11 protein-coding genes and 3 tRNA genes are annotated in these 11,245 nt (G+C 59.9%); 7 read left to right on the top strand and 7 right to left on the bottom strand.

Annotated elements, in window-relative coordinates; all coding sequences use genetic code 11:
• Complete coding sequence (gene argA, locus ACSBQS_RS21750) at positions 1–1,326, bottom strand: amino-acid N-acetyltransferase (RefSeq protein WP_015378910.1); 1,326 nt, start codon at positions 1,324–1,326, stop codon at positions 1–3.
• Between the two features lie 239 nt (positions 1,327–1,565).
• On the opposite strand from argA, the gene amiC reads away from it, so the two are divergent.
• Positions 1,566–2,819, top strand: coding sequence for an N-acetylmuramoyl-L-alanine amidase AmiC (gene amiC / locus ACSBQS_RS21745; RefSeq protein ID WP_033644859.1), 1,254 nt, complete (start codon positions 1,566–1,568; stop codon positions 2,817–2,819).
• A 90-nt stretch (positions 2,820–2,909) separates the two neighbouring features.
• Here amiC and ACSBQS_RS21740 read toward each other — a convergent pair.
• The 3 genes from ACSBQS_RS21740 to ACSBQS_RS21730 all read right to left on the bottom strand — a co-directional run bounded on the left by ACSBQS_RS21740 (position 2,910) and on the right by ACSBQS_RS21730 (position 3,263).
• Positions 2,910–2,986 (bottom strand) — tRNA-Met (locus ACSBQS_RS21740).
• Positions 2,987–3,051: 65 nt separating this feature from the next.
• Positions 3,052–3,128, bottom strand: a tRNA-Met gene (locus ACSBQS_RS21735).
• 58 nt (positions 3,129–3,186) lie between these two features.
• A tRNA-Met gene (locus ACSBQS_RS21730) sits at positions 3,187–3,263 on the bottom strand.
• Positions 3,264–3,479: 216 nt separating this feature from the next.
• Here ACSBQS_RS21730 and mltA point away from each other — a divergent pair.
• Both mltA and tcdA read left to right on the top strand, forming a co-directional pair.
• On the top strand, positions 3,480–4,616 hold the full coding sequence (gene mltA / locus ACSBQS_RS21725) for a murein transglycosylase A (RefSeq protein WP_033644860.1): 1,137 nt from the start codon (positions 3,480–3,482) through the stop codon (positions 4,614–4,616).
• Positions 4,617–4,700: 84 nt separating this feature from the next.
• Positions 4,701–5,507: a tRNA cyclic N6-threonylcarbamoyladenosine(37) synthase TcdA gene (tcdA, locus tag ACSBQS_RS21720; protein ID WP_004931886.1), complete on the top strand. Its 807-nt coding sequence runs from the start codon at positions 4,701–4,703 to the stop codon at positions 5,505–5,507.
• Here the strand turns inward: tcdA and csdE are convergent.
• Entirely contained in the window at positions 5,498–5,932 is a 435-nt protein-coding gene (csdE, locus tag ACSBQS_RS21715) for a cysteine desulfurase sulfur acceptor subunit CsdE (RefSeq protein WP_033652490.1), read from the bottom strand. The genes tcdA and csdE overlap by 10 nt on opposite strands.
• 19 nt (positions 5,933–5,951) lie before the next feature.
• Positions 5,952–7,157, bottom strand: coding sequence for a cysteine desulfurase CsdA (gene csdA / locus ACSBQS_RS21710; protein ID WP_042785270.1), 1,206 nt, complete (start codon positions 7,155–7,157; stop codon positions 5,952–5,954).
• Positions 7,158–7,353: 196 nt separating this feature from the next.
• Here csdA and ACSBQS_RS21705 point away from each other — a divergent pair, with 196 nt between their 5' ends.
• From ACSBQS_RS21705 to rlmM, 4 genes are all read left to right on the top strand, one after another.
• Positions 7,354–7,578, top strand: coding sequence for a YgdI/YgdR family lipoprotein (locus ACSBQS_RS21705; protein WP_025304050.1), 225 nt, complete (start codon positions 7,354–7,356; stop codon positions 7,576–7,578).
• Positions 7,579–7,965: 387 nt separating this feature from the next.
• Positions 7,966–8,883, top strand: coding sequence for a transcriptional regulator GcvA (locus ACSBQS_RS21700; protein ID WP_004931894.1), 918 nt, complete (start codon positions 7,966–7,968; stop codon positions 8,881–8,883).
• 51 nt (positions 8,884–8,934) lie between these two features.
• A complete protein-coding gene (locus tag ACSBQS_RS21695; protein ID WP_004931896.1) occupies positions 8,935–9,330 on the top strand; it encodes a DUF423 domain-containing protein in 396 nt (131 codons plus the stop codon).
• On the top strand, positions 9,323–10,426 hold the full coding sequence (gene rlmM, locus ACSBQS_RS21690) for a 23S rRNA (cytidine(2498)-2'-O)-methyltransferase RlmM (protein WP_019455735.1): 1,104 nt from the start codon (positions 9,323–9,325) through the stop codon (positions 10,424–10,426). The genes ACSBQS_RS21695 and rlmM overlap by 8 nt, the downstream gene beginning before the upstream one ends.
• Positions 10,427–10,465: 39 nt before the next feature.
• On the opposite strand, the gene xni is transcribed toward rlmM, so the two are convergent.
• The gene (gene xni / locus ACSBQS_RS21685) at positions 10,466–11,224 is read right to left on the bottom strand and encodes a flap endonuclease Xni (RefSeq protein WP_197823128.1); all 759 of its coding nucleotides are present in this window, start codon (positions 11,222–11,224) and stop codon (positions 10,466–10,468) included.
• Positions 11,225–11,245: the final 21 nt, after the last annotated feature.

Raw genomic sequence — 11,245 nt, 5'->3', positions numbered from 1 at the left:
TTACAGATCCGCCAGCAGAATTTTGGAGCGGCGTTGGTAGTTGTACAACGCCTGTTTCTGCATCGGCAGCACGTCGACCTCCGCCGGGGTGAAACCACGCTCCTGAAACCAGTGGATGCTGCGGGTGGTCAGCACGAACAGCTTCTTCAATCCCATCTGCCGCGCCTGATTTTCCACCCGCTGCAGCAGCATCTCGCCGCGCGAAGAGCTGCGGTAATCGGGATGCACCGCCACGCAGGCCATCTCACCGATTTTTTCCTCCGGGAACGGGTACAGCGCCGCACAGGCGATGGTCAGGTTGTCGCGTTCGATAATGGTGAACTTGTCGATCTCCATTTCCAGCTGTTCACGCGAACGGCGCACCAGAATACCCTGCTGTTCGAGCGGCCGAATGAGTTCCAGAATACCGCCGATGTCGTTGATCGTCGCCCGGCGCACCTGTTCGGCGCTTTCCATCACGATTTGGGTGCCAATGCCGTCGCGTGAGAACAGCTCTTGCACCAGCGCGCCGTCCTCCTGATAGCTGATTAGGTGGCTGCGGCGCACGCCGCTGCGGCAGCCTTTCACCGCGCCGCGCAGGAAGCGCACGGTGCCGGAATGGTAATCACCGCCTTCCTCCAGCTCTTCAAGACGCTTTTGCGCGTCGTTGGGGAACAGCTCGGAAAGGATGTTGCCTTCCGCGTCGGTCACGCCCTGCGAGGAGCAGAAACCGATCATTTTTTCCGCTTTCAGTTTGATCGCCAGCTGAGTCGCGACTTCCTCCGAGGTCAGGTTGAAGCTCTCGCCGGTCACCGAGACGGCGACCGGGCCGATCAGCACGATGGCGTTGCTGTCGAGCTGACGATGGATCGCTTCTTCATCGATGCGGCGAATGCGGCCGCTGTGGCAGTAGTCGATGCCGTCATCGACGCCCAGTGGCTGCGCGATGATGAAGTTGCCGCTGACCACGTTAATGTGTGCGCCCTGCAGCGGCGTGTTGTTGAGGCTCATCGACAGCCGGGCGGTGATGTCCAGCTGCAATAAACCGGCCGCCTGCTTGACCAACTCAAGCGTATGGGCGTCGGTCACGCGCGTATGCTTGTGGTAGATCGGTTCATAGTTGTGCTGCGCCAGATTGGCGTCGATCTGCGGCCGTGCGCCGTAAACCACCACCAGGCGAATGCCCAGGCTATGCAGCAGCCCGATATCATTGACGATGTTGGAAAAATTCTCGTGTTCGATGGCTTCCCCACCGAGCATGATGACAAACGTCTTGCCGCGGTGTGCGTTGATATAGGGGACGGAGTGACGGAATCCTTGCACCAGCTCTGTACTACGTTCCTTCACGGGCAAACCTCTTTGCATATTTATACGATATTTTTGTATTTTTATTCTTTTATTGCGCCAATGGCAAGTGGGAAATCGTCATGAAGAGCGAGCTAAGGGCGCTAAATCGTTAATAAATTGAAAAACCATAAAAAGATTTTCTGATGACAGGGCTGGAATGATTGGTTAAAGTTTTCGGCATTCCCAAGTCATTGGTGTTTTTTTCATCTGTTGTAAACAGTTATTACTGCCGGAGCCGCATGCCAAACGCTAATCACAATCTGGGCCGCCGTCGTTTATTACAGGGCGTTGCCGCCAGCTGGTTGCTGAGTGTGAGTCGCACGGGCTTCGCCGCGTCATCGCACGTGATTGCCGTGCGCGTCTGGCCGTCCTCCACTTATACCCGCGTCACGCTGGAATCCAACGTCGAACTGAAATACAAGCAGTTCGCCCTGACCAATCCCGATCGCGTGGTGGTGGATATCGAAGGCGTGCATCTCAACAGCGTGCTGAAAGGCATCGCCGGGCAGGTGCGCGCCGACGATCCTTATCTCAAGCAGGCGCGCGTCGGCCAGTTCGATCAGAATACCGTGCGGCTGGTGCTGGAGCTCAAGCAAAGCGTCAGCCCGCACATGTTCTCGCTGGCGCCGGTGCCGGAGTATCGCAACCGTCTGGTGATGGATCTCTACCCGACCAAAGGCGGCAGCGGCGGCGAGGAGTATGATCCGCTACTGGCGTTACTGGAAGATTACAACAAAGGCGATCTGGAGCGCACGCTGCCGCCCGAAGCGCCGCAGGCCGGCAAGGCGGGGCGCGATCGGCCGATCGTCATCATGCTGGATCCTGGCCACGGGGGCGAAGATCCCGGTGCGATCGGCAAGTATAAGACGCGCGAGAAAGACATCGTGCTGCAGATTGCCCGCAAGCTGAGCGCCATGATCAAGCGCGAGCCGAACATGAAGGTGTTCATGACGCGCAATGAAGACGTGTTTATCCCGCTCAAGGTGCGCGTCGCCAAGGCGCGCAAGCAACGCGCCGATTTGTTCGTTTCGATTCACGCCGACGCCTTCACCAGCCGCGCCGCGCGCGGGTCATCGGTGTTCGCGTTGTCCACCAAAGGCGCCACCAGCTCGGCGGCCAAGTTCCTGGCGCAGACGCAGAACGCCTCGGACCAAATCGGTGGCGTCAGCAAGAGCGGCGATCGCTATCTCGACCACACCATGTTCGATTTGATCCAGACCGCAACCATCAACGATAGCCTGAAGTTCGGCAAGGAAGTGCTGAACCGGATGGGTAAAATCAACCGGTTGCACAAGAATCGCGTCGATCAGGCCGGTTTTGCGGTGTTGAAGGCGCCGGATATCCCGTCGATCCTGGTGGAAACGGCGTTTATCAGCAATATCGAAGAGGAGCGCAAGCTGCGCACCAGCCATTTCCAGCAGCAGGTGGCGGAGTCGATTCTGGCGGGCATCAAGGCTTATTTCGCCAACGGCGGCGCGTTAGCGAGCCGATAGCGGCAGGGCCGGGCGCAAGTCCGGCTGTTTTTGCGGATTGCAGATACAAAAAAACACCCGTCAGGGTGCTTATCTGTTGTCATCAAGAGTTGGTTGCGGGGGCCGGATTTGAACCGACGACCTTCGGGTTATGAGCCCGACGAGCTACCAGGCTGCTCCACCCCGCGTCCGTCTTGATGCGGTATTACGACGAAACCACCGTTCATGTTATGCCGCTGGTACGGCATTCGGTTGGTTGCGGGGGCCGGATTTGAACCGACGACCTTCGGGTTATGAGCCCGACGAGCTACCAGGCTGCTCCACCCCGCGTCCGTGTAATACTTTGTTATCGAACCCAAACGCAAAATACCGCCACTGCGGCATCGGTTGGTTGCGGGGGCCGGATTTGAACCGACGACCTTCGGGTTATGAGCCCGACGAGCTACCAGGCTGCTCCACCCCGCGTCCGATGGATGCGCACTATACTCTCCATGCGTTTTGTTGCAAACCCTTTTTGCATTTTATTGGCCTAAACCCGTTTTTCTGCTGAATTTGCCCGCAATTTGCCTTCTTTTTCATCACCATCCTCCGTGCGGCTTTTTTTATTTGCAGCGATTCCTTTATCAATGAGCGTTTGTTATCGTTCAGCCGGTAGATCATATCAGTTTGAGAGTGTGCGCGATGAAAGGACGTTGGGGCAAATACCTGCTGGGCGGGTTGATGGTGGCGGTATTGGCGGGCTGTTCGTCCAAGCCGACCGATCGGGGTCAGCAATATAAGGACGGCCGTCTGGATCAATCGCTGGAGCTGGTCAATCAGCCCAACGCCAAAGGTTCGCCGGTCAACGCCAAGGATTATTCGGATCAGCTGATGGAGATCAAGTACGCGTCGCCTTCGCTGTTTAACCGCAACAACAGCACCTATCAGGCGGTGCAAAACTGGATGGCGTCCGGCGCCGACACGCGCATGCTGAGCCAGTACGGCCTCAGCGCTTACCAGATGGAAGGCGTCGACAATTACGGCAACGTGCAGTTTACCGGCTACTACACGCCGGTGGTGCAGGCGCGTTATACCCAACAGGGCGAGTTCCGTTATCCGCTGTACCGCATGCCGCCGAAGGGCAGGGGCCGCTTGCCGGATCGCGCGGGCATTTATTCCGGCGCGCTCGACGATCGCTATATCATCGCTTACACCAACTCGCTGATGGACAACTTCATGATGGAAGTCCAGGGCAGCGGCTACGTCGACTACGGTAACGGTCAGCCGCTGGTGTTCTTCGGCTACGGCGGCAAGAACGGCCACGCCTACCGCAGCATCGGCAAAGTGCTGATCGATCGCGGTGAAGTGGCCAAGGCGGACATGTCGATGCAGGCGATCCGTCAGTGGGCGGATACCCACAGCGCCGCAGAGGTGCGCGAGCTGCTGGAGCAGAACCCGTCGTTCGTGTTCTTCCGCCCGGAAGCTTTTGCGCCGGTGAAAGGCGCCAGCGCGGTGCCGCTGATCGCCAAAGCGTCGGTGGCCTCCGACCGTTCACTGATCCCGGCAGGCACCACGCTGCTGGCCGAAGTGCCGCTGCTGGACAACAAGGGTAAATTCACGGGAAAATACGAGATGCGTCTGATGGTCGCGCTCGACGTGGGCGGCGCCATCAAGGGCCAGCATTTTGACATGTATCAGGGCATCGGGCCGGAAGCCGGCCACTCGGCGGGCTACTACAACCACTATGGCCGCGTCTGGGTGCTGAAGAACAACGGCGGCGGCCAGCTGTTCAGCGCCAATCAGTCAAACGGCGGCGGTTCGTTGCTGGTCACCCGCTAAACGCGCACGGCGTGAAAAGATTGACCCGCAGGGGCCGGATTTTCCGGCCCTTATCATTTGCATTACGAAGGTAATTAAAGCGTTATGAGCACAGCTTATTCGGAAGCCTATCTGCAGCGTTTCGGCGGCACGGCGCGGTTATACGGCCAGCAGGCGCTGGCGGTGTTCGCGCAGGCGCACGTCTGCGTGATCGGCATCGGCGGCGTGGGTTCCTGGGCGGCTGAGGCGCTGGCGCGCACCGGCATCGGCGCCATCACTCTGATCGACATGGATGATGTTTGCGTCACCAATACCAACCGTCAGATCCACGCGCTGCGCCAGCACGTCGGGCAATCGAAAACCGAGGTAATGGCGGAGCGTATCCTGGCGATCAACCCGGAATGCCGGGTGACCTGCATTGACGATTTCATTACCCCGGACAACGTCGCCGAGCTGCTGGACCATAACTTCAGCTACGTCATCGACGCGATCGACAGCGTGCGGCCGAAAGCGGCGCTGCTGTCATACTGCCGCCGCTTCAAGATCCCGGTGGTGACCACCGGCGGCGCCGGCGGGCAGATAGATCCGACCAAAATCGAAGTGGCCGATCTGGCGAAAACCATTCAGGATCCGCTGGCCGCCAAGCTGCGCGAGCGGCTGAAGCACGATTTTAACGTGGTGAAAAACGGCAAGGGCAAGCTGGGCATCGACTGCGTCTTTTCCAGCGAGCCGCTGGTTTATCCGCAGCCGGACGGTTCGGTATGCGCTTCGCGCAGTACGGCGGAAGGGCCGAAAAGAATGGATTGCAGCGCAGGTTTCGGCGCGGCGACCATGGTCACCGCCACCTTTGGCTTCGTCGCCGTGTCGCATGCGCTGAAAAAGATGGTGGCGAAGGCGGCGCGTCAGGCGTAACGGGCGGCGATCGCCTGCACGGCGGCGGCCAACGCCGCCAGCCCGCTGGCGCGAGTGGCGCTCAGCTGAGCGCGCAGCGCCAGGCGGTCGAACAGCGCCAGCGGATCCAACTCGGCGATCTGCTGCGGCGTTTTCCCTTCCACTTCGGTCAGCAGCACCGCCAACAGGCCACGCACGATACGGCCTTCGCTGTCGCCATAAAAGTGCAGCGTGCCGTCTTCCAGCAACTGGTGCCCCAGCCAGACGCGGTTTTCACACCCGCTCAACGCCATTTCTTCACTGCGCAAGGCCTCCGGCAGCGGCGGCAGCCGTTTTGCGAGCATAATCAGTTGGCGGTAGCGGTCTTCCCACTGTTTCAGCGCGCTGAAGGTGGCGATCAACGCTTCGGCGGTGATCTCTCGGCCAAAAGGATGGGGGGCGAGCATAGCGTCTCCGGGAATCAAGTCAGTCGGCCAGCAGGTCGAGGGCGTGGGTCAACGCGCTGACCAGCGTATCGACGTCCTGTTGAGTATTGTAGGGGGCGAACGACGCGCGCAACGTGCCGCTGACGCCTAACGCCGCCATCAGCGGCTGCGCGCAGTGCTGGCCGGCACGCAGCGCAATGCCTTGCTCCGCCAGCAGCGTGACGATGTCGCTGTGGTGTACGCCGGCGATATCGAACGCCAGCAGGCTGGAACCGGAACTGCGGAAGCTGCGAAAGCCCGGCAGCTGCGCCAACCGCTGTTCCGCCCGGTCAGCCAGCTCGCGACTGTAGCGCTCCGCCGCCGCCATGTCCTGTTCGCGAAGCCAAGTGAGCGCGGCGGCCAACCCCAGCACGCCGGCGATGTTTGGCGTGCCGGCTTCGAAGCAGTGCGGCGGTTTTTGCGGGATAAAACCGTCGAACGACGCCTGGGTCAACATCTTTCCCCCTCCTTGCCACGGCGCCATCTGCGCCAGCAGCTCGGATTTGCCGTACAGCGCGCCGATGCCGGTCGGGCCATACAGTTTGTGGCCGGAGAAGGCGTAGAAATCGATATCGAGCCGCTGTACGTCGGCCGGATCGTGAACCACGCCCTGTGCGCCGTCGATCATCACGCGCGCGCCGGCGGCATGGGCCAGCGCGATCGCCGGCGCCAGATCCGGGCAGCCGCCGGTGACATTGGACATTTGCCCCAGCGCCAACAGGCGGGTTCTATCGTTGAGCAGGGCGGGCAGCTGCGCCAGGTCCGGCAGCCGGTCGGCGCCGATCGGCAGTTTCACTACCCGCGCGCCGGTTTGATCCGCCACCATCAGCCAGGGGATCAGGTTGGCGTGGTGCTCCGCTTCGCTCACCAGAATTTCATCCCCCGGCTGCAGACGCGGACGCAGATAACTCTGCGCCACCAGGTTGATCGCCTCGGTGGTGCCGCGCGTCCAGACGATGTCGTCGGCCGACGGCGCATGGATCAGTTGCGCGACCTGGCCGCGCGCCTGCTCGAAACGAGCGGTCAGATCCTGCGCCGCCCGATGCTGGCTGCGGTGCACGGTGGCGGCGTCGTCGCGATAAAACTGCTGCGTGGCGTCGATCACCGCCTGCGGCTTCAACGCGGTGGCGGCGCTGTCCAGATAGATGCCGTCCTGCGCGAGCGCGGGAAACTGTTGGCGAAAAAGGCTGGGGTTAAAAGGCGTCATACCCTGATTGTCACTGGCTTGAGTCGATGGGTGATCCTGTCCTATTTTTCCGCCGGAGACAAGCGTTCGCGCCGATTAGGACTTATCGCCTGGAAAAATTGGGAAAGTTTGTTATGCTATTAAACGTGCGCTTATTAATCGCATATATACACATAAAAGGTATTTATCAGCATTTAAAACTAAAAAGGAGTCCTCAATGAAGAAAACAGCCGCAGTTCTCTCTGCCCTGATGCTTACGTTCACCCTGGCCGCCTGTTCCAGCAACTACGTGATGCATACCAATGACGGACGCACCATTGTCGCTGACGGCAAGCCTAAAGTGGATAACGATACCGGCATGATCAGCTATAAAGACGCCAACGGCGTCGAACAGCAGATCAACCGCGCCGATGTGAAAGAGATGGTTGAAAGCAACCAGTAACCGTCAGGCAAAAAAAAAAGCACCGCAAGTTTTGCGGTGCTGCATAAAATCACTATGGACAGACAGGGTAAATGTACAGGAAGTGAAAAAACAGTAGCCTAGCTACCATGTCCGGAATCGCCGGACAATTTGCAAACACAACATCACAACCACAAGCCAAAAGTTCATCGGCGTCCTCGACACCCACTCCCTTTTCGTTCCGGCCCGGGAAGTGCCGCCACTATAGGTATTTGCTGGCGCATCCTCAACGGACAAATTATAATGGCTCGGATTAAAAAAACTAATGGCAATGCGCCGTTAGCGTTTGTCCATGGCTTGCCACACAAAGCCGCTCGATTTTCGGCGCCGAATCATTCGGATTAATGTTACACAAAAGTAGCTAATTTAATGTCTAAACGCTTACCTCCCCTCAATGCGCTGCGCGTGTTCGATGCGGCCGCTCGCCACCTGAGTTTCACCAAGGCGGCGGAAGAGCTGTTCGTGACTCAGGCCGCGGTGAGCCACCAGATCAAGTCGCTGGAGGACTTCCTCGGGCTGAAGCTGTTTCGCCGGCGCAATCGCTCGTTGCTGCTGACCGAAGAGGGGCAAAGTTACTACCTTGATATCAAGGAGATCTTCTCTTCGATCAACGAGGCGACGCGCAAGCTGCAGGCGCGCAGCGCCAAGGGGGCATTGACCGTCAGTTTGCCGCCGAGCTTCGCCATTCAGTGGCTGGTGCCGCGTCTGTCCGGCTTTAACTCAGCTTATCCGGGCATCGACGTGCGCATCCAGGCGGTGGACCGTGAAGAGGACAAGCTGGCGGACGACGTCGACGTGGCGATTTTCTATGGCCGCGGCAATTGGCCGGGGCTGCGCGCCGAGCGCCTGTATGCGGAATATTTGCTGCCGGTTTGTTCGCCGAGCCTGCTGACCGGCGATCATCCGCTGAAAACTGCAGACGATCTGGCTTATCATACGCTGCTGCATGACGTTTCACGTCGCGACTGGCTGGCCTATACGCGCCAGCTGGGGTTGCAGCACATCAACGTGCAGCAGGGGCCAATCTTCAGCCACAGCGCCATGGTGGTGCAGGCGGCGGTGCACGGTCAGGGCGTGGCGCTGGTGAACAACGTGATGGCGCAAACCGAGATTGAAGCCGGTCGTCTGGTGTGCCCGTTCAATGATGTGTTGGTCAGTAAAAATGCTTTTTATCTGGTATGTCATGACAGCCAGGCAGAACTGGGTAAAATAGCCGCCTTCCGGCAGTGGATCCTGGCGCGCGCCGCCAGCGAACAAGAGAAGTTCCGCTTCCGCTACGAACAATAAGGCCGGCCGCCGCCTTGCCGCGGTCGGTGATTTTTAATGGGATAGATCACGATGAGCAGCCGTTCCATGCTGGTTTTCGCCGCTATCAGCGGCTTTGTGTTTGTCGCGCTGGGCGCATTCGGCGCGCATGTGTTAAGCGGCACGCTGGGCGCCAACGAAATGGCCTGGATCCGCACCGGGCTGGAGTATCAGGGGTTCCACACCCTGGCCATCCTGGCGCTGGCGGTCGCGATGCAGCGCCGCGTGAGCCTGTGGTTTTACTGGAGCGGAGCGCTGTTGGCGTTCGGCACCGTGTTGTTCAGCGGCAGCCTCTATTGTCTGGCGCTGTCGCACCTGAAGGTCTGGGTATATATCACGCCGGTTGGCGGCGTGTGCTTCTTGATCGGCTGGATATTGATGTTGATTGGCGCTTTGCGTCTGAGGAAAAAGGCCGAGCGCCATGAATAAGATTGCGTTGTACTGCCGTCCCGGCTTCGAAAAAGAGTGTGCGGCGGAGATCACCGATAAAGCCGCCCAGCTGGAGATTTACGGCTTTGCGCGGGTAAAAGAGCACAGCGGTTACGTGTTGTTCGAATGCTATCAGCCGGACGATGCCGACCGCCTGGCGCGGGAGATTCCGTTCCGCGAACTGATTTTCGCCCGCCAAATGATCGTGGTGGGTGAGCTGCTGCGCGATCTGCCGCCGGAAGATCGGGTATCGCCGATCGTCGGCATGCTGATCGGCGTGGTTGATCGCGGCGGCGAGCTGCGGGTGGAAGTGCCGGACACCAACGAAAGCAAAGAGCTGATGAAATTCTGCCGCAAGCTGACGGTGCCGCTGCGCGCCGCGATGCGTGAGCAGAAGGTGCTGATGGCGCGCGAGAACCCGACTCGCCCGGTGGTGCACGTGTTCTTCATCGCGCCGGGCTGCTGCTATGTCGGTTACTCCTACAGCAACAACAACTCGCCGTTCTACATGGGTATTCCGCGTCTGCGCTTCCCGGCCGATGCGCCGAGCCGTTCGACGCTGAAACTGGAAGAAGCGTTCCATGTGTTCATCCCCGCCGACGAGTGGGACGAGCGCCTGGCCAGCGGCATGCATGCGGTCGATCTGGGGGCCTGCCCGGGCGGCTGGACCTATCAGCTGGTGAAGCGCAGCATGATGGTGCATTCGGTGGATAACGGCCCGATGGCGCCGAGCCTGATGGAAACCGGCCAGGTGACGCACCACCGCGCCGACGGCTTCAAGTTCGAGCCGAACAGCAGCAAGATCTACTGGCTGGTGTGCGACATGGTGGAGAAACCGGCGAAGGTGACCAGCCTGATGATTCAGTGGCTGGTGAAAGGCTGGTGCCGCGAAGCGATCTTTAACCTCAAACTGCCGATGAAAAAGCGCTATGAGGAAGTGTCGCAAAACCTGATGAGCATCCGCGAAGCGCTGGGCGCTGCCGGCATCAGCGTTGAAGTGCATGCCAAGCAGCTGTATCACGACCGCGAAGAGATCACCGTACACGTGCGCCGCATGTGGTCGGCGGTGCCGGGCCGCCGCGACGAGCGCGATTAATCGCGTTAAACCTGATAAAGGGCGCTGCTTGCAGCGCCCTTATTGTATCGGCAGGCGCAGCTGCTGCAGGTTGCCGTCCAGCGACAGATCGGTGCGCAGCGTGGCGACTTGTTTGCTGACGTAGGCCAGCTCGCGGTGCTGCTCCAGCTTGCCGCGCCATTTCTCCGGCACCTGCTCCAGGTGCTGATAGATCCCGTCCAGACTGCCCGACTGCTGCAACAGCAGCACGGCGGTTTTCGGCCCGATGCCGGCCACGCCGGGGATCTTGCTGCTGCCGATCCCCGCTAACCCCCAGTAGTCCGGCAGTTGCTGCGGCAGCACGCCGAATTCCTGCTGCACGAAAGGCATATCCAACCAGCGTTTCTGGAAGTAATCGCGGATCTGTACGTTCGGCGCCAGCAGTTGGCAATAGCCTTTGTCGGTGGAGACGATGGTCACCTGGTGGCCGCCGCCGGCGATCTTCGCCGCCAGCGTGGCCGCCAGATCGTCGGCCTCGTTGCCGGGCGAATGCCAGCTGGCGACGCCCAGTTCGGCGAAGGCCTCACGCAGCTGCGGCATCTCCTGTTGCAGGTTTTCCGGCATCGGCGAGCGCCCGGCCTTGTAGTCCGGCAGAATTTGGTGGCGCCAGCTTTCGCTGCGGTCGTCCTCGTCAAATACCGCCACCGCGTGGGTCGGGCGGCTGTGCTGAAGCAACTGCTGCAGCGCGTGGCGACAGGCGTTGACGCAAGGGGAGCCCTGTACGGCGTGAATGCGGCGGATGAGGTTCAGGGCGTCGACAATCAGTAGGTGTATCATCATGGGCGGCAAGGTCAGAAAAAA

The organism is Serratia sp. H402Y, assembly GCF_051172415.1.
Classification (GTDB): Bacteria; Pseudomonadota; Gammaproteobacteria; order Enterobacterales; family Enterobacteriaceae; genus Serratia; species Serratia ureilytica.
Note: the sequence above shows the minus strand (reverse complement) of the source record. Positions and strands in the feature narration are given on the sequence as shown.